This window comes from Herbaspirillum lusitanum P6-12 (assembly GCF_000256565.1).
Lineage (GTDB): Bacteria > Pseudomonadota > Gammaproteobacteria > Burkholderiales > Burkholderiaceae_D > Herbaspirillum > Herbaspirillum lusitanum.
Window position 1 is genome coordinate 1 of record NZ_AJHH01000098.1, and the last position, 20203, is coordinate 20203.

At 59.6% G+C, this 20203-nt stretch carries 20 protein-coding genes and 1 tRNA gene; 12 read left to right on the forward strand and 9 right to left on the reverse strand.

The window, feature by feature from the left end:
- The 4 genes from prmB to HLUSI_RS0103355 all read left to right on the forward strand — a co-directional run.
- Positions 1–667, forward strand: a 667-nt coding sequence (gene prmB, locus HLUSI_RS0103340) for a 50S ribosomal protein L3 N(5)-glutamine methyltransferase (protein ID WP_016832617.1), incomplete at its 5' end; no start/stop codon positions are given.
- 75 nt (positions 668–742) lie between these two features.
- Positions 743–2764, forward strand: a complete 2022-nt coding sequence (locus tag HLUSI_RS0103345; protein WP_029363063.1) for an ATP-binding cassette domain-containing protein — start codon at positions 743–745, stop codon at positions 2762–2764.
- A gap of 140 nt (positions 2765–2904) precedes the next feature.
- A complete protein-coding gene (locus tag HLUSI_RS0103350; RefSeq protein WP_016832619.1) occupies positions 2905–3720 on the forward strand; it encodes a cystine ABC transporter substrate-binding protein in 816 nt (271 codons plus the stop codon).
- Positions 3721–3787: 67 nt separating this feature from the next.
- On the forward strand, positions 3788–4447 hold the full coding sequence (locus tag HLUSI_RS0103355) for an amino acid ABC transporter permease (RefSeq protein ID WP_016832620.1): 660 nt from the start codon (positions 3788–3790) through the stop codon (positions 4445–4447).
- A 79-nt stretch (positions 4448–4526) separates the two neighbouring features.
- Here the strand turns inward: HLUSI_RS0103355 and HLUSI_RS0103360 are convergent, their stop codons facing one another.
- Positions 4527–4814 (reverse strand): hypothetical protein, encoded by a 288-nt coding sequence (locus tag HLUSI_RS0103360; protein WP_029363065.1) that lies wholly within the window; start codon positions 4812–4814, stop codon positions 4527–4529.
- A 169-nt stretch (positions 4815–4983) separates the two neighbouring features.
- Here HLUSI_RS0103360 and ompR point away from each other — a divergent pair, with 169 nt between their 5' ends.
- Genes ompR through HLUSI_RS0103375 form a run of 3 tightly spaced genes read left to right on the forward strand, consistent with a single transcriptional unit; the run spans position 4984 to position 7723 of the window.
- A complete protein-coding gene (ompR, locus tag HLUSI_RS0103365) occupies positions 4984–5739 on the forward strand; it encodes an osmolarity response regulator transcription factor OmpR (RefSeq protein WP_029363066.1) in 756 nt (251 codons plus the stop codon).
- Positions 5739–7148 carry a sensor histidine kinase gene (locus tag HLUSI_RS0103370; RefSeq protein ID WP_016832623.1) on the forward strand — a complete coding sequence of 470 codons (1410 nt, stop codon included), beginning with the start codon at positions 5739–5741 and terminating at the stop codon, positions 7146–7148. The genes ompR and HLUSI_RS0103370 overlap by 1 nt, the downstream gene beginning before the upstream one ends.
- A gap of 2 nt (positions 7149–7150) precedes the next feature.
- Entirely contained in the window at positions 7151–7723 is a 573-nt protein-coding gene (locus HLUSI_RS0103375; RefSeq protein ID WP_029363068.1) for a flagellar protein FlhE, read from the forward strand.
- 34 nt (positions 7724–7757) lie between these two features.
- Here HLUSI_RS0103375 and radA read toward each other — a convergent pair whose 3' ends face one another.
- A complete protein-coding gene (gene radA / locus HLUSI_RS0103380) occupies positions 7758–9134 on the reverse strand; it encodes a DNA repair protein RadA (RefSeq protein WP_016832626.1) in 1377 nt (458 codons plus the stop codon).
- Between the two features lie 11 nt (positions 9135–9145).
- Positions 9146–10234 carry an alanine racemase gene (gene alr / locus HLUSI_RS0103385; protein ID WP_029363069.1) on the reverse strand — a complete coding sequence of 363 codons (1089 nt, stop codon included), beginning with the start codon at positions 10232–10234 and terminating at the stop codon, positions 9146–9148.
- A 253-nt stretch (positions 10235–10487) separates the two neighbouring features.
- Between alr and lplT the strand changes: the two genes are divergently transcribed.
- Positions 10488–11756, forward strand: a complete 1269-nt coding sequence (gene lplT, locus HLUSI_RS0103390; RefSeq protein WP_016832628.1) for a lysophospholipid transporter LplT — start codon at positions 10488–10490, stop codon at positions 11754–11756.
- Positions 11757–11811: 55 nt separating this feature from the next.
- On the opposite strand, the gene HLUSI_RS0103395 is transcribed toward lplT, so the two are convergent.
- From HLUSI_RS0103395 to tsaB, 4 genes are read right to left on the reverse strand one after another with little or no spacing between them, the layout of a single operon-like run.
- On the reverse strand, positions 11812–12822 hold the full coding sequence (locus HLUSI_RS0103395) for a DUF1853 family protein (RefSeq protein ID WP_016832629.1): 1011 nt from the start codon (positions 12820–12822) through the stop codon (positions 11812–11814).
- Positions 12803–13708, reverse strand: coding sequence for a uracil-DNA glycosylase (locus HLUSI_RS0103400; RefSeq protein WP_016832630.1), 906 nt, complete (start codon positions 13706–13708; stop codon positions 12803–12805). The genes HLUSI_RS0103395 and HLUSI_RS0103400 overlap by 20 nt, the downstream gene beginning before the upstream one ends.
- Positions 13705–14196 (reverse strand): ribosomal protein S18-alanine N-acetyltransferase, encoded by a 492-nt coding sequence (gene rimI, locus HLUSI_RS0103405; RefSeq protein WP_016832631.1) that lies wholly within the window; start codon positions 14194–14196, stop codon positions 13705–13707. Before rimI ends, HLUSI_RS0103400 begins: the two co-directional genes overlap by 4 nt.
- Positions 14193–14903, reverse strand: a complete 711-nt coding sequence (gene tsaB, locus HLUSI_RS0103410; RefSeq protein ID WP_016832632.1) for a tRNA (adenosine(37)-N6)-threonylcarbamoyltransferase complex dimerization subunit type 1 TsaB — start codon at positions 14901–14903, stop codon at positions 14193–14195. The genes rimI and tsaB overlap by 4 nt, the downstream gene beginning before the upstream one ends.
- A gap of 119 nt (positions 14904–15022) precedes the next feature.
- Between tsaB and HLUSI_RS0103420 the strand changes: the two genes are divergently transcribed.
- A complete protein-coding gene (locus tag HLUSI_RS0103420; RefSeq protein ID WP_016832634.1) occupies positions 15023–15454 on the forward strand; it encodes a thioredoxin family protein in 432 nt (143 codons plus the stop codon).
- Positions 15455–15478: 24 nt separating this feature from the next.
- Here the strand turns inward: HLUSI_RS0103420 and HLUSI_RS0103425 are convergent, their stop codons facing one another.
- On the reverse strand, positions 15479–16387 hold the full coding sequence (locus HLUSI_RS0103425; RefSeq protein ID WP_029363072.1) for a LysR family transcriptional regulator: 909 nt from the start codon (positions 16385–16387) through the stop codon (positions 15479–15481).
- A 174-nt stretch (positions 16388–16561) separates the two neighbouring features.
- Here HLUSI_RS0103425 and HLUSI_RS0103430 point away from each other — a divergent pair, with 174 nt between their 5' ends.
- The 3 genes from HLUSI_RS0103430 (at position 16562) to HLUSI_RS0103440 (ending at position 18675) form a co-directional block, all read left to right on the forward strand.
- The gene (locus HLUSI_RS0103430) at positions 16562–16834 is read left to right on the forward strand and encodes a DUF4148 domain-containing protein (protein WP_016832636.1); all 273 of its coding nucleotides are present in this window, start codon (positions 16562–16564) and stop codon (positions 16832–16834) included.
- Between the two features lie 360 nt (positions 16835–17194).
- Positions 17195–18448 (forward strand): aspartate kinase, encoded by a 1254-nt coding sequence (locus HLUSI_RS0103435; protein WP_016832637.1) that lies wholly within the window; start codon positions 17195–17197, stop codon positions 18446–18448.
- A gap of 133 nt (positions 18449–18581) precedes the next feature.
- A tRNA-Ser gene (locus tag HLUSI_RS0103440) sits at positions 18582–18675 on the forward strand.
- Positions 18676–18725: 50 nt separating this feature from the next.
- Here HLUSI_RS0103440 and HLUSI_RS0103445 read toward each other — a convergent pair.
- Positions 18726–19850 carry a tyrosine-type recombinase/integrase gene (locus tag HLUSI_RS0103445; protein ID WP_016832638.1) on the reverse strand — a complete coding sequence of 375 codons (1125 nt, stop codon included), beginning with the start codon at positions 19848–19850 and terminating at the stop codon, positions 18726–18728.
- Positions 19851–20203: the final 353 nt, after the last annotated feature.

Here is a 20203-nt window from a genome sequence, read left to right on the forward strand (position 1 = left end):
CACCGAAGATCGCGTGCCGGCCGCCTACATCACCAATGAAGCCTGGCTGGGCGGCTATCGCTTTTTCGTCGATGAACGCGTGATCGTGCCGCGTTCGTTCATTGCCGAACTGATTCCTGAGCATTTCTCGCCGTGGGTGCAGGATCCTGCCCAAGTCGAAAACATCCTCGACCTGTGCACCGGTTCCGGCTGCCTGCCGATCCTGCTGGCCGATGCCTTCCCGCAGGCGCGCGTGGAAGCTGTCGACATTTCGCCGGAAGCGCTGCAAGTGGCGCGCCGCAACGTCGACGACTACGAGCTGGGCGATCGCATCAACCTGGTCGAGTCCGATCTTTACACCAAACTGCCGGCGCGCAAGTACGACCTGATCATCAGCAATCCGCCGTACGTCAATGCCGACTCGATGAGCAAGTTGCCGCAGGAATACCTGCAGGAGCCGCAAATCGCGCTGGCAGGCGGCAAGGACGGCATGGATCTGGTGCGCAAGATCGTCAAGGGCGCCGCACAACGCCTGACGCCGAACGGCGTACTGATCGTCGAGATCGGCAACGAACGCGCCTACGCCGAAGCCGCCTTCCCCGACCTGGAACTGACCTGGGTGACGACCAGCGCCGGCGACGACATGGTGTTCCTCGTGACGGCTGATCAATTGCAGCACCTCGCCTGATTTCTTGCGTCGCTTCAAGTTTTGTTTCTCCGCTTCGTTTTAACCTGATTTTTTCTCTTTGATTGCAGTTTTCCGATGATTCGTTTTCAGCAAGTTACCCTGGCCCGCGGCGTTAAACCCTTGCTGGAGAATGTCGATGTCACCCTCAACCCGGGCGACAAGATCGGCCTCATCGGCGCCAACGGCGCCGGCAAATCCAGCCTGTTCGCCATGCTGCGCGGCGAACTGCATGCCGACCAGGGCAACATCGACTATCCGACAAAATGGCGCGTCGCCTACGTCGCCCAGGAAACCCCGGCGCTCGATCGCGCTGCAGTTGAATACGCGATCGACGGCGACGTCACCCTGCGTCGACTGGAGGCCCAACTGGCTGCCGCGGAAGCCGAACCGGAAAGCGCCGAAAACGGTATCCGCATCGGTGAACTGTACGGTGCCCTGGCCGATGCCGATGTCTACACGGTGCGTTCGCGCGCCGAGCAACTGCTGCTCGGCCTCGGCTTCACGCTGGAACAGATGGAGCGCCCGGTCGCGAGTTTCTCCGGCGGCTGGCGCATGCGCCTGAATCTGGCGCAGGCGCTGATGTGTCCTTCCGATTTGCTGCTGCTCGATGAACCGACCAATCACCTGGATCTGGATGCCATCATCTGGCTGGAAGACTGGCTCAAGCGCTATGCCGGGACGCTGATCATCATTTCCCATGATCGCGACTTCCTCGACGGCGTGGTCAACGTGATCGTGCATATCGACGAGCGCAAGCTGAAGCGCTACTCCGGCAATTACTCCGCCTTCGAACGCCAACGCGCAGCCCAACTCGAACTGGCGGCCGGCATGATCGAGAAACAGATGCGTCAGCGCGCGCATTTGCATTCCTTCATCGATCGCTTCAAGGCGAAAGCAAGCAAGGCAAGGCAAGCCCAAAGCCGCATGAAGGCCTTGGCGAAGATGGAAGAACTGGCGCCCTTGCGCGCCGCAGCCGAGTTTTCATTTGAGTTCCGCGAACCGCTATCGGCGCCGAATCCATTGCTGGTCATGGAAAAGGTCAACGCCGGCTATCGCAGCGAAGATCCGGAAACTTACGAAATCTCCGAAAAAGTCATCGTCGGCGGCATCGACTTTTCGCTGCAGACCGGCCAGCGCATCGGCCTGCTCGGCGTCAACGGCGCCGGTAAGTCGACGCTGATCAAAACCATCGCCAACGAACTCGACCCTATCGCCGGCACCGCCCAGTTCGGCAAGGGTCTGGTGATCGGCTACTTCGCCCAGCATCAGGTCGAAATGCTGCGCCACGACGAATCGCCGCTGTGGCATCTGGCGCGCATCGCGCCGGACGTGCGCGAACAGGAGCTGCGCAACTTCCTCGGCAGCTTCAACTTCAACGGCGTCATGGCATCGTCGAGCATCGCGCCTTTCTCGGGCGGCGAAAAGGCGCGCCTGGCGCTGGCGCTGATCGTCTGGCAACGCCCCAACCTGCTGCTGCTCGATGAACCCACCAACCATCTGGATCTGGAAACCCGCGAAGCCCTGACCATGGCGCTGGCGCAGTTCGAGGGCACGCTCGTTCTGGTGTCCCATGATCGCCATCTGCTGCGCGCCACCACCGACCAGTTCCTGATCGTCGCCGACGGCAAATTGCAGCCCTTCGACGGCGATCTCGACGATTACCGCGACTGGCTTTTCAAGACCAAGCTGGCCGCCAAAAACAGCGCAACGGAAGCAGCGCAAGCTGCCGCCGCCAAGCCGAAAGCCGAACCCAAGATCGAGCAAAAAGCGCCGGAACCGGTGGCTGCCGTGTCTGCTGCACCCGTCGGCGACCGTCGCGAACAAAAGCGTCTGGACGCCGGCGAACGCCAGCGTCTGGCCGGTCTGAAAAAGCCGATCGAATCACGCATCAAGCGCCTGGAAGAACAGATCGCCAAATGCAATGAAAAGAAGGCCGTCATCGACGCCCGCCTGGCCGCACCGGATATCTACGACGCCGCCAACAAGGAAGAACTGAAGAAGCTGATCGCCGACCAGGCCTATTGCACCAAGGAACTGGAGCAACTGGAAGAAGACTGGCTGGGGCAGCAGGAAGCGCTGGAGCAACTGGTCGCCTGATCTTGAAGAAAAGGCTGGCCGGGAGAACCTCGCCATATAAACTTCTTACGTAGATGTCTTTGGTCTAAGATTGAAAAACGATTAAGCTGCTCGCATATCGGGTTTCCACCGATCAATACAGAACATCAAAAGGAACAGACATGGCATTCACTTCATTCCGCAAATTGTCCCCCTTGCTGGCCGGCCTGCTGCTTGCCGCTTCAGTCAGCGCCACTGTCGGCGCGCATGCAGCCGACCTGCTCGATACCGTCAAGGCGCGCGGCACACTGAAGGTAGCGCTGGAAGGCAACTATCCACCGTTCAACTTCAAGGATCCGAAGACCAGCGAACTGACCGGCTTTGAAGTCGACGTCGCCAAGCTGCTGGCCGCCAGGCTGGGGCTCAAGCCTGAATTCACCACCACCGAGTGGAGCGGTATCCTTGCTGGCCTGGGCGCCGGCAAGTATGACGTCATTATCAACCAGGTCGGCATCACCGATGAGCGCCAAAAGGCGTTCGATTTCTCCGATCCGTACACCCTGTCGAGCGCGCAGTTGATCGTGCGCAAGGACGAGAAGCGCGAATTCAAGAGCCTGGAAGACCTGAAGGGCAAGAAACTCGGCCTGGGTCAGGGCACTAACTTCGAACAAAAAGCCAAGTCCGTTCCCGGCATCGACGTCAAGACTTATCCTGGCTCGCCTGAATATCTGTCCGACCTGGCCAGCGGCCGTATCGATGCAGCGCTGAACGACAGCCTGCTGGTCGGCTACCTGCTGAAGTCGTCGAACCTGCCGCTCAAGGGCGGCTCGCCGATCGGCGCCGTGGACAAGATCGGCATCCCGTTCCAAAAGGGCAATCCGCAATTCAAGGCAGCGCTGAACAAGGCCTTGGCAGATATCCTGAAAGACGGCAGCTTCAAGCAGGCGTCGATCAAATGGTTCGGCATTGACGTGAGCAAGCCGCCGACCGCACAATAAGCTTCGGATTCATTTTCAAACCGATATCCCCGCACTGTTGCGGGGATATTTTTATTTGCCGACAAAAATGGAAATTTGGGATTTGCTGCGTCAGGCGGCGCCGGTCATGCTCAGAGGCGTCGGCTATACACTGCTGTTCGCCCTGTCCTCGATGCTGGGCGGACTGGTGCTCGGCTTCGTATTGGCGGTAGCGCGCATCGTGCCGTGGAAGTTCGTGCACTGGCCGGCTGCGGTGTACGTCAGCCTGATGCGCGGCACGCCGCTGCTGGTGCAGATTTTCGTGGTCTATTACGGACTGCCCAGCGTCGGCATCGAATTCTCGCCGCTCATGGCAGGCGTACTGACGCTAAGCCTGAATGCCGGCGCGTATTTGTCGGAGAGCCTGCGCGGCGCCATCCTCGGCGTCACCCGCGGCCAGTGGAGCGCCAGCTACAGCCTCGGCCTGACCTATCCGCAAACGCTGCGCTACGTGGTGGTGCCGCAGGCGATCCGCATTGCGGTGCCGTCCATGAGCAATACGCTGATCAGCCTGATCAAGGACACTTCGCTGGTGTCGGTCATCACCGTCACCGAACTGATGCTCTCGACCAAGGAAATCATCGCCGTGACCTTCCGGCCGCTGCCTTTGTACATTGCGGCGGCGATGGTGTACTGGTTCCTGAGTATCTGCTTTGAAGCCTTGCAGCACCGGCTGGAGAAAAAACTGGGACGCGCGCATCAGACTTGATTGCACATCCAGAATGCTTCGCCCACGAAAAAGCCCGGACTGAACAGCCCGGGCTTTTTGTGTCATTCCTGTCGCGCCATCAACGCTTGACGCGATAGATATCCTGGCCGGCTTCGTCAATCTGGCGCCGCAATTCACGCCGTTCGTCGGGGCTCAATTTTCCGCGGCGCTGGTTGGCTTCCTGCTCTTGCTGCTGTTGCGGTCGATTGCCGCCGTTGCCGAAATTATTGCCGCCCTGATGACGCAAATCGGTCGGCTGCCCCGGACCGCCGCGCGAGCCTTCGGGAGGTCGCGCAAGCGCGCCGGCAGCGCTCAGCGCAAGCACGACTGCAGCAATACCTATCCTTTTAATTACAGCAATGTTCATAGCGGCATTTTTCCAGATTTCCAAGCCATCGACAAAGTGCTTTATCAATGTAGCCAGTGTAGGTTGCCCGGCCGGATGGTATAAGATGATTAAGGTAAGGTATGTAACAGTTTGTAATCTTTAGGCTGTTACATATTGCCGATCGCCGCGAAGACGCTACCATAACGCCATGAATACGACCAACACAAGCACGACAGCTACTCCGGCCCACCAATCTAAAATCCTGGTGGTGGATGACGATATCCGTTTGCGCGACTTGCTGCGCCGTTACCTGACCGAACAAGGCTTCAACGTCGTCACGGCGGAAAACGCCCAGGCAATGAACAAGCTGTGGATCCGCGAGCGCTATGACCTGCTCGTGCTGGACCTGATGCTGCCCGGTGAAGACGGTCTTGCCATTTGCCGCCGCCTGCGCGGCGCCGGCGACCAGACGCCGATCATCATGCTGACCGCCAAGGGCGAAGACGTGGATCGCATCATCGGTCTCGAAATGGGCGCCGACGATTACCTGCCCAAACCATTCAATCCACGCGAACTGGTCGCGCGCATCAATGCGGTCCTGCGCCGCAAGGGTCCGGACGAATTGCCGGGCGCGCCTTCCGAATCCCCGGAGTCGTTCGAGTTCGGTGAATTCGTGCTCGATCTCGGCACCCGCACCTTGAAGAAAAAAGGCGAGACCGTGCCGCTGACCACAGGCGAATTCTCGGTGCTGAAAGTGTTCGCACGCAATGCACGCCAGCCGTTGTCGCGCGAAAAATTGATGGAAATGGCGCGCGGCCGTGAATACGAAGTCTTCGACCGCAGCCTCGACGTGCAGATCTCGCGTCTGCGCAAACTGATCGAGCCGGATCCGGCCAATCCGCTTTACATCCAGACCGTGTGGGGCCTCGGCTACGTCTTCATCCCCGAGGGCAAACCGCGCTGATGCGCCTACCCAATCCGGCCACCGGCATTCACAACATGAGCTATCAAGCGCGCCAACGATGGTTCAGCAACGGCCTGTTCTGGCGCACCTTCTTTTTGCTGACCTTCCTGATCACCGCCAGCATGGTGGCGTGGGTAGCCAGCTTCCGCATGGTCGAGCGCGGCCCGCGCGCAGAGCAACTTGCCGCCCAGATCGTGTCCGTGGTCACCATCACGCGTGCCGCCCTCACCCACTCGGCGCCGGAAATGCGGCGCGAATTGCTGTTCGATCTGGCCAGCAACGAAGGCATTCGCATTTATCCGCTTGAGAAAACCGACAAGATCACGCCGCCCGACGACTCGCCGGTGTTGCCGGAGCTGGAGTTTTACGTCAAGCAGGCGATGGGCGACGACACCAAGTTCGCTTCCGGCGTCAATGACGTCGACGGTTTCTGGATCAGCTTCAAGATCGACGAAGATGAATACTGGCTGATGCTCGACCGCGGCCGACTGGATCGCACCTCGAGCCTGCAATGGCTGGGCTGGGGCTCGATTGCGCTGGTGCTGTCGCTGATCGGCGCGGTGTTCATCTCGACCCTGATCAACCAGCCGCTGGCGCGCCTCACCGCTGCCGCGCGCGCCATCGCCAAGGGCAAGCAACCCGATCCGCTGCCGGAATCGGGCCCGACCGAAATCCGCGAAGCCAACCTCAGCTTCAACCAGATGGTGGCCGACCTGGACCGTATCGAATCCGACCGCGCCGTCATTCTGGCCGGCATTTCGCACGATCTGCGCACGCCGCTGGCGCGCATGCAGCTGGAAGTCGAAATGGCGAAGCTGTCCGACGAAGCGCGCGACGGCATGCATTCCGACCTGGCGCAAATGGACGCCATCATCGGCCAGTTCCTCGACTATGCCAAACCATTCGACAGCAGCAGTTTCACGCCGGTGGATTTGTCCGGCCTGCTGGAAGATGCCGCCAACAATTCCAAGCGCCTGAACGATGTCATGGTCAGCACCGCAATCTCGCCCGACATCGAGGTCATGGGCAACACGGTCGAGCTCGAACGCATCATCAGCAATCTCATCGAAAACGCGCGCCGCTACGGCAAGACCGCCGGCACCGACGTCGCCAACATCGACATCCTCTGCAAGATCGAAGACCGTCACGTCAAGGTGGAAATTTCCGACCACGGTCCGGGCGCGCCGGACAGCGAACTGGAACATTTGCTGCGCCCGTTCACGCGACTCGATACGGCGCGCGGCCAGGCCAATGGGTCAGGACTCGGCCTGGCGATCGTCAATCGCATCGTGATCCGCCACAACGGCAAGCTGGCCTTGCGCAATCGCGACGGCGGCGGTCTCGTGGTGCAGATGATGTTCCCGACGGTCCCGATTCGCGGCGGCAATCCGCGCAAGCAGGCGATTTAATCGTGACGCTGCTGCATGTACTGCATGTACTGCGTGTGTTGCGTGGGCTGCCGATAATGACGCTCGCTCTTGCCGCCACTGTCTCCGCACAAACCCGCGTCGATCGCACGCTCAGCGTCCCGGCTGCCGGCGCCCCTGCCATTGTCTCGCCGCATGCCGCCGTCGTGGCGCCGCCACCGCAAGGCACAGCGTCTCCACCTACGGCTCCACGCGGACCGAGCGGGTCTTACGCCGCCGACGCAATGGGCGCCACGATAGTGGCCAAGAATGCGGATTACGAGACCACCTTTTCCATCGGCACGCCGGTGCCTCCAGGCGCGTCGATCAGCAATGTGTCATGGAAATACGGCTTGTCGGAAAAGCCCGTGGGATTTGAAGCAGTCTTGTGCTGGAACAACCGTCAACGCTGCTGGAACGTGACCAACAACGCCAGCGGCAGCACCGGCGCCTTCAACGGCAAGGACGCCGCGCGGCCGTTTACGCTGCACTACCGCGTCAGAGGCGGCGGCCAGCTGGGGCCGCCGGCGCGTGGCGAAATGAATCAGGTGATCGTCACCTACGATCTGCCGGGCTGATCGGAAGCCAGGCCTCAGACGCCCTGTCCGGCCATCATTCGTCGATGTCGCGGATCTTCTGCAATGCCTCGTCGATGCGCTCGACGGCGACCACTTTCAATCCTTCGATGTCCTGCTTCGGCGCATTGGCCTTCGGGATCATGGCGATGGAGAATCCCAGCTTGGCCGCTTCACGCAGACGCTCCTGACCTCGCGGCGCGGGACGGATCTCGCCAGCCAGGCCGACTTCGCCAAACACCACCAGCCCGCGCGGCAACGGCTTGTTGCGCATCGAGGAATTGATCGCCAGCAGCACCGCGAGGTCGGCGGCCGGTTCGGTGATCTTGACGCCGCCGACGGCGTTGATGAAAACGTCCTGATCGAAGGCGGCGATGCCCGCATGCCGATGCAATACCGCCAGCAGCATCGCCAGGCGGTTTTGCTCAAGACCGACCGACAAGCGGCGTGCGTTGGGCACGTGCGAGCTGTCGACCAGCGCCTGGATTTCCACCAGCAAGGGACGTGTCCCTTCCTGCGTGACCATCACGCAGGACCCCGGCACCTGGCTGTCGTGCTGCGACAGGAACAGCGCGGACGGATTCGACACACCCTTGAGGCCCTTCTCGGTCATGGCGAACACGCCCAGTTCATTGACCGCGCCGAAGCGATTCTTGAACGCGCGCACCAGCCGGAAGCTGGAATGCGTGTCCCCTTCGAAATACAGCACCGTGTCGACGATATGCTCAAGCACGCGCGGACCGGCCAACGCGCCTTCCTTGGTGACGTGGCCGACCATGATGATGGTCGTATCCGAAGTCTTGGCAAAACGCGTCAGTTGCGCCGCGCATTCCCGTACCTGCGCCACCGAGCCGGGCGCTGAGGACAGTGCATCCGAATAGATGGTCTGGATTGAGTCGATCACGGCGACATCGGGCTTGTGTTCCGCCAGCGTCGAAAGGATTTTTTCCAGCTGGATCTCAGCCTGCAGCTTGAGGTCTTTGGCATCCACCGCCAACCGTTTCGCGCGCAGAGCGATCTGCGAACCCGACTCTTCGCCGCTGACGTACAGGACCTGCTTGAGTTTGGAAATATTACCCAAGGCCTGCAGCAGCAAGGTCGATTTGCCGATGCCCGGATCGCCGCCGATCAGCACCACACCGCCGGGCACCAATCCACCGCCGAGCACACGATCGAACTCTTCGATGCCGGTGCCGAAACGCGGCACGTCGATCGCTTCGATATCGACCAGCGACAACACCGGCGCAGTCTGCGCCAGACCCTGGGGCTGGTTGGAGTAGCGATTGACGCCGGCCGTTTCGACCAGGGTTTCCACCAGCGTATTCCACTGCCCGCAAGCCGGACATTGCCCCGCCCATTTGTTGCTGACGCCGCCGCATTCGGTGCATGTGTAATTCGTTTTGGCTTTTGCCATATCGGTTCTTCTCAGTTCTTTTCCAGCACGCTTACGCGCGGCGCCAATGCGCACATCAATTCATAACCGATCGTGCCCGCTGCAGACGCAACCTCGTCGATCGGAAGTTCTTCGCCCCACAACACCACGCGGCTGCCCACGCCGGCGCCCGGAATATGGCTGAGATCGACCGTCAGCATGTCCATCGATACGCGTCCGATGGTGCCGGTGCGCACGCCGTCGACGATCACCGCCGTGTTGTTGGGCGCATGGCGCGGATAGCCGTCGGCGTAACCGCAGGCGACGATGCCGATCTTCATGGCCTTGTCGGCGACGAAACGGCTGCCGTAGCCGACCGCGTCGCCGGGAACGATGTCCTGCACGCCGATGATCTTGCTTTCCAGCGTCATCGCCGCGCGCAAGCCGAATTCTTTGGCGGTGCCGCCGCCCGGTGTGCCGCCGTACAGCATCACGCCGGCGCGCACCCATTCGTAGGCCAGGTCGGCATGCATCAGATCGGCCGCCGAATTGGCCGCGCTGTGCGCTCCTGCCAGCCCTGCGGTGGCGGCATTGAAGCGCCTCACCTGCTCGGCCAGCGGCAGGTCGGGATTGGCGGGGTCGTCGGCATTGGCGAAATGGGTGATCATGGTGATGCTGCGCACGCAGGCCAGTTTCTGCAGACGCTCGTACGCGGCGCGATAGGCCTCCGGCTTGAAGCCGAGGCGATTCATGCCGCTGTTCATCTTGAGATGGACGTCGAATTGGGCTGCCTGCGCGTCGAGCCCGGCCGCTTCCAGCAAGCCGATCTGTTCGTCGCAATGCACGGCGAACTGCAGGCCGTGCCGAGCCAGCACCGGGATGTCGTCGGCGTCGAAGAAGCCTTCCAGCAGCAGGATGGGCTTGCTCCACCCGAGCTCGCGCAGCTGCACCGCATAGTTGACCTCGATCAGCGCCAGGCCATCGGCGTCGGCAAAGGCGCGCACTGCGCGTCCCAGACCGTGCCCATATGCCTGCGCCTTGACCACGGCCCACACCTTGGCATCCGGCGCGCGCGATCTGGCGACCGCGAGATTGTGTTGTAGTGCGGAAATGTCAATAGTGGCAACGAGTGGTCTGGGCATAGGTGCGAATTGGATATTCAACTGAAAGCCGGGAAAGCGACAAAAATGGCGAGAAAACATCGGGAACCGAGCCAAATCCCCCGCTTCGGGAACAAGCTGCTATTTTACCGGACCAACTTGTTTCGAAGAAGCGGGAAAGAGGCCGCGCAAAACACGCCGGCTGCGCATTTTCACTCATCATACTTATCACTGGCATGTCATCTTTTCATGGTATAAAGCAAGCCGGAGATAATTTGTCACATCTTGGATACGGATGAATCGCGGCTTTTACACCATCATGGCGGCGCAGTTTTTTTCGTCGCTTGCCGATAACGCACTGCTTATCGCAGCTATTGCACTCCTCTCGGAGATGCACTCTCCGGCATGGATGACGCCGCTGTTGAAATTGTTCTTCGTGCTCTCGTACGTGCTGCTTGCGGCGTTCGTCGGCGCCTTCGCGGATGCGTTCCCCAAGGGCAAGGTGATGTTCATCACCAACCTGATCAAAGTGGTCGGTTGCGCGCTCATGTTTTTCACCGTACATCCCTTGATTGCCTATGCCGTGGTCGGCTTCGGCGCGGCGGCGTATTCCCCGGCCAAATACGGCATCCTGACCGAATTGCTGCCGCCCGAAAAGCTCGTGGCGGCCAACGGCTGGATCGAAGGACTGACGGTCGGCTCCATCATCTTCGGCACGGTCCTTGGCGGTGCGCTGGTCAATCCGCATATTGCCTCAGCCCTGCTGAACTTCGATTTCCCCGTGTTCGACTTTGGCATCAACACCCCTACCGAAGCTGCACTCTGCATCATCACCGTCATCTATGTCGCCGCGGCCATCTTCAACCTCAACATCCCCGACACCGGCGCCCGTTACGCCCACCAGCAGCGCAATCCCATCAAACTGATCGCCGACTTCGGCAACTGCTTTTCCACCTTGTGGAAAGACAAGCTCGGCCAGATTTCGCTGGCCGTCACGACGCTGTTCTGGGGAGCCGGCGCCACGCTGCAATTCATCGTGCTGAAATGGGCCGAAAAGTCCTTGCATATGCCGCTCGACAAAGCCGCCATCCTCCAAGGCGTAGTTGCACTCGGCGTCGCACTGGGGGCAGTCGGCGCAGCGCGTTTCGTGCCGCTCAAGAAATCGCTGTCGGTCATGCCGCTGGGCATTGTCATGGGCCTGGTCGTGATGGCCATGACCATGGTGACCTCCGTCTGGGTTGCTTACCCGCTGCTGATCATCATCGGCGCATTGTCCGGTTACTTCGTCGTGCCGATGAACGCGCTGCTGCAACACCGGGGTCACGTGCTGATGAGCGCCGGCCATTCGATCGCCGTGCAGAACTTCAATGAAAACCTCTCGGTGCTGACCATGCTGGTGCTGTACGCCGTCATGGTGCGCCTCAACCTCGACGTCAACATCGTCATCCTGATCTTCGGCGTCTTCGTCGCCAGCATCATGTACCTGATCATGCGCCGTCATGCGGCCAACCAGCGCGAGCATGATTCACTGGCGCTGATCGGCGAACACAAGCACGACGAATAAAAAAAGCCCCCCCCCCCCCCGTACGCTTTTTCATTGTGCAACGCTATCCAGTGCGCTAAATCTGCACCACGGCATGTTGCACGCGTTGCGCCGCCTTGCTGCGCCAGTCGTCCGGCACCAGGAAACCGCGCCGGCGCTCCAATGCCACATCACCTTCCATGTCGCACACGGCGATCATGACCGGCGCCAGCGTCTCCTTGAACAGCAATTGCACCGTTTCACGCAACTGCGCGCCGGACAAGGTCTTGCCTGCCAAGGCCCGCGCCGGCGCCAGCCACTCCAGGCGCGGCAACACCAGATAACGCTCGTCGTCGCTCACGTCCAGCGCCGACAGCTCGCACCAGAATCCGCGGCAATGTTGCGCTGAAATACCCAACGCCGCCGGCAGAGATGCCGCCTCGGTCGTCTCCCCATAGAACAACCAGCCCTTGACCAGGGCCAGTGCGCGCGTGACCGGTTGCGGAAGGTATTGCGCTGCCGCCGGATGGGCTGACAGCATCAATTGCTGCTGCATGATCTTGTCCATCTTGGCGCCGAGAGAATCAGCCAGGTTCGGCCCGACGAACGCGTCGGCCTGCATCTGGTCGTGATGCGATTCGAGCAGGTAAAACTTGGTCGCGAACTCCCAATGCACCGCGCCGGATCGAGCGTCATCACTCGCCTCGTCATGCACCAGAAAATCGAATTCGCCGATGGTGTCGTTGGGACCGTTGCGCACCTGGACGTTGTGCGCAATCAACCGGCCGGTCTGCTGCAGGTAAAACGTCAGCAGCTTTTCGGCATAGCGCCCGAGGCGCGCCGACGGTTGTGCGTTGATCAGCAGATACAGCTCGCGCGGATTCTTGTCCAGCGCCTGCAGCCAGGTGATGTCCATTTCGCTGAGCGCTCCCAGTGCAGCGATGCGCCCGTTCCAGCGCGATGCCTGGGCGTCGAGCAGGCCGGGAGCATCCAGCAGCCACGCCAGCGCACGCACGTGCGGGTCACGCAGCGACGACCAGCGCCGATGGAATTGCTGCTGAAAGGACGAGGTTGGTGCAGTCGGCAGATCAGTCAGTGGTGTCGGCATAGGTTGTCATCGCAAGGCAGAGATCGGCCCAGGCCTTGCTCTTGTCGCCAAGCTGCCGCAACAGGTAAGCCGGGTGGTAGGTCACAACCAGCGGCAGGCCCTGATAGCGATGGACGGTGCCGCGCAGTTTGGAAACAGGAGTGGCCGGATCCAGGCCGAGCAGCGACAGCGCGGCGGTCTTGCCGAGCGCCACCAGCACGGTCGGCTGGATCAGCGCGATCTGACGTTGCAGGTAAGGCAGGCAAGACGCCACTTCTTGCGCCGACGGCGGACGATCCTTGCCGGCTTCGTCGGTGGGACGGCATTTGACGATGTTGGCGATATAGGCGTTCTCGCCGCGCTTGAGGCCCATGGCGACCAGCATGTTGTCGAGCAGCTTGCCGGCCGGGCCGACGAACGGTTCGCCCTGCATGTCCTCGTTGCGCCCCGGGCCTTCGCCGATGAACAGCCACTTGGCTTTTTCATCGCCGACGCCGAAGACGGTCTTCTTGCGGCCGTTGCACAAGCCGCACTGGCGGCACTCTGCAACGGTTTCCTTGAGTTTGGCCCAATCCATGGTGGCGATGGCCGGATTGATCCTGATGACGGGTTCGTCGTCTTCATCGTCGTTGGGCATGAAGCCGGGCGGCGCCATGTCGGCGTCACTCATTTCATTCAACCATGGCGGCAGGCCGTCGTCTTGTGCGGGAGCGGGAGCCGGCGCTGGCGCTGGTCGTGCCGCCGGTTGCGCAGCTCTCTGCGGAGCCGGTACGGGCGCTGCAGCCACCGGCGTTGCGGCGGCTTCGGCCTCGGCTGTTTCAACGGCAAGATGGCGTCGGACCCAGACCGGGCCGACGCCGATTTCTTCCAGGACCCTGGCCGAAGCGGCAAATGTATTTTGACTCATAGCGGTAGGCTCATCACGATCGCGTCTTCGCGCGTATGTTGATTGGCGGGATAGTAATTCTTGCGACGTCCGATTTCCGCGAAACCGTAACGCCGGTACACATGCAGCGCACGCAAGTTCGACACGCGCACTTCCAGCAGCATGACAGCCATCCGATGCTTGCGCGCCAGGTCGACGGCATATTCCAGCAACAAATGGCCGAAACCTTCTCCCTGGGCATCCGCAGCGACGCTGATATTGAGCAGGTGCGCTTCATCCACCGCTTCCATCACCAGGAAATAACCGAGCAGGCGCCCCGAACGGTCGCGCATGGTCAGTGTCTGGTAACCGCTGTACAGCGAATCGAGGAAATTGCCGCGCGTCCACGGATGCGGATAAACGCTGTCCTCGAGTTGCACCACCTCGTCGATATCGTCGACCTTCATGGCGGCGAACGTCAGCGCGCCGAACTTGCTCTCCAGCGTATGCAGCAAGGCGTCGTTGTTCACGCCGCGCCTTTGGCGAGATCGCGCACCTGACGCTCGGCCGTGGTCAGCGCGACCTTGTTGCGCAGGTACAGCGGTTGCGCTTCCTCCAGCGAGACGGTCTTGCCTTGGACGACCATGCGTCGGCCCAGCGTTGCCACCTGCGCCGCGTGCGGCATCAGTTGCGCCAACGCCGCGGCTGCAAACGGCTGCGATGCAAAATCCTGCGCATACGCGGCCAGGCCGTTGCCGCAGGCCTGCACATGCCCTTGCGACATAACAGCAGCAGCCGACGACAGACTCGGCGCGATCACACTTTCCCAGCCATCCGCGCCATGGCGATACTGCGCCCAGTAGACCTCGCCCATGCGAGCGTCAAGCACCGCCAGCACGTCGTTGGCGGCGCCTTGGGTCGCTTCCAGGCAAGCTTGCGCCATGGCTTCCAGCGTTACCACCGGCGCCACCGGCAAGTCGCAGCCGAACGCCAGTCCCTGCACCACGCCGCATGCCGTACGCACGCCGGTGAACGAACCCGGTCCGACGCCGAAGGCAATGGCGTCGCAGCGCGACAGCGCGATGCCGGCTTGTGCCAGCAGTTGCTGGACCATCGGCAAAATGGTTTCGGAATGGGTCTGTACGCCCAGCGATTCGCGGAAGATCAGTTCGTCGCCGTGCAGCAAGGCCGCTGAGGCGAGTTCGGTGGAAGTTTCGATGGCAAGAATGATGGACATCCCGCTATTTTACCGCGCCGCGCATTCCCCGGCCCTGTCGGAAAACGACTATTCGGGGACGCCGGAGTTGCAGGCCGCTTGCGCCGGCTTTGCGCTACCGGAGTAGAATAGGCCGCCTTATGTCCTATCAGATCTTCTCCGCCAGCAACCGCAATGAACTCGCTGCCGCCCTCGCCGGCGACAAATGGGTCGTGGCCTGCCTGTGCGCCGGCTGGTGCGGCAGTTGCCGCGACTATGCAGTCAATTTTGCAGCCTGGGCAGAGCGCCGCCCCGAACATCATTTCGTCTGGATCGACATCGAAGACCAGGCCGACCTGGTGGGCGACCTCGACGTTGACAATTTCCCGACGCTGCTGATGCAGCGCGGCTCCACCGTGGCCTTCTTCGGTCCCATGGAACCCGACACGCGCCAGGCCGAAAGGCTGTTGCAAGCGCTGTCCGAAACCAGTCCGCAGGAACTCGAACGGGAAGCCGGCAGTACCGCGCAGCGCCGAACCTGGCAGGAATGCGATCTCAAAAAACGACTCAGCAGCCTGTCCGACGCCGCGTAAGCCGGCCTTCTCATCTCTTCGCGATCATAGCCACGGATCGGTTTCCGGATGCGGGAAACGATCAGAGATGAAATCCACAAAACTGCGCACCTTGGCCGACAGCAGACGCCGGCTCGGATACGCCATCATCACGGACACCTGCCCCATATCAAAATCGGCCAGCACGCGTTGCAGCTTGCCGCAGCGCAGATCGTCGCCAAGGCTGAATGAGGGGCGCATCGTAATGCCCATGCCGGCCAGCGCGAAATCGCGCAACAGCAAGGCGCTGTTGGACACCACCTGGCTGGTGATCGGGATGTCGCGAATGCCTGCTTCGGTCTTCACATGCCAATAATGGCGCAAATGTTCGTGCGAAAAATTGAGGCAGGCGTGCCGGCTCAGTTCGTCCGGTGTCTGCGGCGCGCCATGCTTTTCCAGATAGGACGGCGAAGCGCACAGCACCACTTCGGCCACGCCGATCTTGCGCACCACCATGCTGGCGTCGAATTTTTGCAGGCTGCTGAAAAACCCGATATCCATTCCCTCTTCCACCAGATCCATGGTGCGTTCCGACACCGACACATCAAGCACCACATCCGGATAGGCGACGGAATATTCCGCCAGCAACTTGCCGAGCTGGCCCTGGCCGAAGCCGACGTGCGAATACAGGGACAAGGTGCCGCCCGGCTTCTTGGTGGCCATGGCAACGATGGCTTCGGCTTCTTCGATCTCAGGCAGGATGTGCCGGACCCGCTCCAGAAAAGCCTGGCCGGACTCGGTCAGCGACAAGCGGCGCGTGGAGCGATTCAGCAAGCGCGTACCCAGATGGTTCTCCAGATCGACGATGTAGCGCGTCACCACGGCGTTCGACAGCGACATGATTTCCGCTGCACGCACGAAACTGCCCTGCTCCACCACCTTCGCGAACACCTTCATTGAGTGCAAACGATCCATTTTCAAGCCCTTGATTGTTTCCGTAAACGAAATAGTGCATTGCCATTAGACCTATTTTTCTCGCATGAGGCAATGACTACACTGTGCTTCATCGATGGCGAAGCAAGCAGCCACAAGCCAACCGCCCGTGCATCGACAAGTACTTTCACTGACTATCCTTTTGGGAGAATTACCATGAACACCAAGCAAATCACTGCCGCTATCGTCCTGTTTGCCGCTGCCGGCGCCGCCATGGCTGAATCGCCATTTCCACCGGAAACCAAGTTCGTGTCGACCAAGACCCGCGCCGAAGTCGTTGCCGAACTGCAACAAGCACAAGCACAAGGCCTGATCACGAACGGCAACAACTACCCTATCGTGATTCAAGCGCGCAGCCCGCTGTCCCGCAGTGAAGTCGTCAGCCAATCGAAGTCGGCCGTCGACAGCAGCGTCTATACCGGTGCTTAAGGTTTACTAAGCGCATTGTCCGAGCGCTTACGCATTACAAGCAACAAGCATCATTGCGGCCCTGCCCGCAACCACCGTCTACCTTGGTCGGCCTGCCGTTCGGCAGCACCATGGTGGATGGCGTGTCACCTCCTCCTGCACATTTCCCTTCTGCATCGAATCATGCAAAACCAGCCAGAAATGGACTGAAAAACGCATGAAAAACCCGCTTTTTACCCGTTTTTTCTTGTGATTTTGGCCTGCTCCCTGTAAAGTCGAGGGTTTGTTTCCTCCGGCCTTTTACGCAGTTTTTTCGCAATCCGGCAACAAATAGCAGCACCCAAGAGCAGCACTCAGTCACGCAATTCAGACCTACTTCCTATGGCTTTATACGTTCACAAATACGGCGGCACTTCGATGGGCTCGACAGAGCGCATCAAGAATGTCGCCAAGCGCGTTGCCAAGTGGCACGACGCCGGCCACCAGATCGTTGTCGTTCCTTCCGCAATGTCTGGTGAAACCAACCGTTTGCTGGGTCTGGCCAAGGAAATCATGGCCCAACCCGACTCCCGCGAACTGGACATGCTGGCATCGACCGGCGAACAAGTTTCCGTCGCCTTGCTGGCCATGGCGCTGAAGGCGATCGGCAAAGAAGCCGTCTCCTACGCCGGCTGGCAAGTACCGATCAAGACCGATTCGGCCTTCACCAAGGCGCGCATCCGTTCGATCGACGATGCCAAGGTGCGCAAGGACCTGAACGCCGGCCGCATCGTGATCATTACCGGCTTCCAGGGCGTTGACGCCGACGGCAACATCACCACGCTGGGACGCGGCGGTTCCGATACGTCCGCCGTGGCCGTGGCTGCCGCGATCAAGGCCGCCGAATGCCTGATCTACACCGACGTCGACGGCGTCTACACGACCGACCCGCGCGTGGTCAGCGAAGCACGCCGCCTGAACACCGTGACGTTTGAAGAAATGCTCGAAATGGCGTCGCTGGGCTCCAAGGTCCTGCAGATCCGCTCGGTGGAATTCGCCGGCAACTACAAGATGCCGACGCGCGTACTGTCGTCGCTGACCGACCCACTAATGTCGCTGGAAGAAGAAACCAAGTCCGGCACACTGATTTCGTTTGAGGAAGACACCAAGATGGAACAAGCAACCATTACCGGCATCGCATTCAGCCGCGATGAAGCCAAGATTACCGTGCTCGGCGTGCCAGATCGCCCAGGCATTGCCTATCAGATCCTCGGCCCGATTGCCGACGCCAACATCGAAGTGGACATGATCATCCAGAATCAGTCCGTCGAAGGCAAGACCGACTTCACCTTCACCGTGCCGCGCGCCGAATACGCCAAGGCCATCGAAGTCCTGAACGCCAGCGTCAAGGCCCACATCGGCGCCGCCAGCATCGTCGGCGACACCAAGGTGTCGAAGGTCTCCGTGGTCGGCGTCGGCATGCGCAGCCATGTCGGCATCGCTTCGCAGATGTTCCGCACGCTGTCGGAAGAAGGCGTCAACATCCAGATGATTTCCACGTCCGAAATCAAGATCTCGGTCCTGATCGACGAAAAATACATGGAATTGGCCGTGCGCGCATTGCACAAGGCCTTCGACCTGGAAAACGGCAAGTAATCCGATGCGTCAGTGAAGCTCGCCGAATGGAAAATAATCCATTCAAAACAGCAGAGTTTCATTGACCAAATCCGCATGAAAAGATATTATGCGGGCTTCTTTGCTGAGGCAGCGCAACATCTGTCTACAGCGTGGAGACGTGGCCGAGTGGTCGAAGGCACTTCCCTGCTAAGGAAGCATATGGGCTTAAACCTGTATCGAGGGTTCGAATCCCTCCGTCTCCGCCAATGATTTAGTTGGTGGAAATCAATAGCTAAGCGCCTTTCGGGGCGCTTTTCTATTTCTGGAATTCGGCGTACTGCGGATTAACTGCGGAATCCGCTAATTTCAGCGCCGCATTTACAGCTTCCAAATTCCGCCCCTTGTCCGCACGCGGAATAAATCGAGCGTAGCTCTTCATCATCACGGTAACACTGTGGCCATGTTGCTTAGCCACCCATAGGGGGTCTGCTCCTGCCATCAGCGACAACGTTACACTAGTATCTCGACACTCTTTCGGCGGTCGATACCGCACTTTAGCCGCCCGTAATACTTGAACCCATTCTCTACGTTGTTCCTGCTCGTCATTCCAACGTAAGCCTGTCGACGGGTTCAAGAACACATATATCCCTTTTGCCTGAGTGCGAGCACGCTGACGCTTGATTACAGCCAAAGCTCGAGCATTTAACTCGACCTCACGCTCATATCCTGTTTTTGTCCGTTCTTTATCTTCCGCCAAGACCCGCGCCCTACGAACCTTCACAGTACCTTGCCGAAGATCGACATCCTCCCACAATAGCGCAATCTGCTCACTGATTCGTAATCCTGCAAAGCAGGAAAATTCAAAATAATCAGACAAGGCTTCGTCCTCTATTTCAGCCAAAATTAGCTCAACCTCTTCGGCGGTGAAAGGATCCGGCTGTGCCTTTTGCACCTTTAGATTATCAATACCATCGGTCGGGTCTTTAACATATGGATCGGATTTGCAAATCAGCTCAAACACACCGCGCAGCGGAATCAAGATGTTATTTTGCGTCTTGCGCCCCAAAGGCTTGGTCAACTTACCTGAGACAGGATGGATTCTCGAAGTAGCCAGGTATGCAAGATGCTCCAAAACTTTCTCGTGCGTTATTTGCTTCGGCAAAAGGTCTCCAAATTTTGCGACCCAATACGCTTTGAGATGTCGTTTATAAATGCGAATAGTTGAGTTTTCTAAACTACGTGCCGACAACTGCCCCCACAACTCCGCCCATTGTAGAAAACTCCGATGAGTAGACTCGCTCAGCTCGGCATTTCGATAATCAGGGAAGAACTCGGCCAAATTAAATTGGCCAGCCTTAATATCGAAAAGTATTTGTTCACGTAAGCGGTGTGCGTGCTTCAGGTTCACAGCGGTAGGCTTCAGATTCAATGTCGGACGCATATCCTTTCCTTGATACGTAAACCTCACCTGAATACGATCTCCAGCGGGAGTTACACCACCTGTACTTGACCTTCGGCCCATTTATAATATCCCTCCAAATCAACGAGAATGTGCCCATCCGGAGCACGTCGGTATTCTTTTCCTTCTAGCCAGCGCCCTTCTTCGATCTTTCGGCGCACAGCTTTTTCCGTGTAGCCTGAGATAACTTCGAATACGGGCAACTTTACGTATCGCCCCCCCCGGCGCAATCATTTACATCTCCTTCCAAAAGGCAAAATCTCTTCCGGCTTCATGAGCCGCGTAGCTACTGGAATCATGCGATTCTGTAGATTTGCATCGAAAACTGACCCACT

What these genes read in the sequence shown, in the direction of transcription:
- HLUSI_RS0103345 (WP_029363063.1), top strand. Translation starts at nt 743, where the DNA reads ATGATTCGTTTTCAGCAAGTTACCCTGGCCCGCGGCGTTAAACCCTTG.
- HLUSI_RS0103350 (WP_016832619.1), top strand. Translation starts at nt 2,905, where the DNA reads ATGGCATTCACTTCATTCCGCAAATTGTCCCCCTTGCTGGCCGGCCTG.
- HLUSI_RS0103355 (WP_016832620.1), top strand. Translation starts at nt 3,788, where the DNA reads ATGGAAATTTGGGATTTGCTGCGTCAGGCGGCGCCGGTCATGCTCAGA.
- HLUSI_RS0103360 (WP_029363065.1), bottom strand. Translation starts at nt 4,814, where the DNA reads ATGAACATTGCTGTAATTAAAAGGATAGGTATTGCTGCAGTCGTGCTT.
- ompR (WP_029363066.1), top strand. Translation starts at nt 4,984, where the DNA reads ATGAATACGACCAACACAAGCACGACAGCTACTCCGGCCCACCAATCT.
- HLUSI_RS0103370 (WP_016832623.1), top strand. Translation starts at nt 5,739, where the DNA reads ATGCGCCTACCCAATCCGGCCACCGGCATTCACAACATGAGCTATCAA.
- radA (WP_016832626.1), bottom strand. Translation starts at nt 9,134, where the DNA reads ATGGCAAAAGCCAAAACGAATTACACATGCACCGAATGCGGCGGCGTC.
- alr (WP_029363069.1), bottom strand. Translation starts at nt 10,234, where the DNA reads ATGCCCAGACCACTCGTTGCCACTATTGACATTTCCGCACTACAACAC.
- lplT (WP_016832628.1), top strand. Translation starts at nt 10,488, where the DNA reads ATGAATCGCGGCTTTTACACCATCATGGCGGCGCAGTTTTTTTCGTCG.
- HLUSI_RS0103395 (WP_016832629.1), bottom strand. Translation starts at nt 12,822, where the DNA reads ATGCCGACACCACTGACTGATCTGCCGACTGCACCAACCTCGTCCTTT.
- HLUSI_RS0103400 (WP_016832630.1), bottom strand. Translation starts at nt 13,708, where the DNA reads ATGAGTCAAAATACATTTGCCGCTTCGGCCAGGGTCCTGGAAGAAATC.
- tsaB (WP_016832632.1), bottom strand. Translation starts at nt 14,903, where the DNA reads ATGTCCATCATTCTTGCCATCGAAACTTCCACCGAACTCGCCTCAGCG.
- HLUSI_RS0103420 (WP_016832634.1), top strand. Translation starts at nt 15,023, where the DNA reads ATGTCCTATCAGATCTTCTCCGCCAGCAACCGCAATGAACTCGCTGCC.
- HLUSI_RS0103425 (WP_029363072.1), bottom strand. Translation starts at nt 16,387, where the DNA reads ATGGATCGTTTGCACTCAATGAAGGTGTTCGCGAAGGTGGTGGAGCAG.
- HLUSI_RS0103430 (WP_016832636.1), top strand. Translation starts at nt 16,562, where the DNA reads ATGAACACCAAGCAAATCACTGCCGCTATCGTCCTGTTTGCCGCTGCC.
- HLUSI_RS0103435 (WP_016832637.1), top strand. Translation starts at nt 17,195, where the DNA reads ATGGCTTTATACGTTCACAAATACGGCGGCACTTCGATGGGCTCGACA.
- HLUSI_RS0103445 (WP_016832638.1), bottom strand. Translation starts at nt 19,850, where the DNA reads ATGCGTCCGACATTGAATCTGAAGCCTACCGCTGTGAACCTGAAGCAC.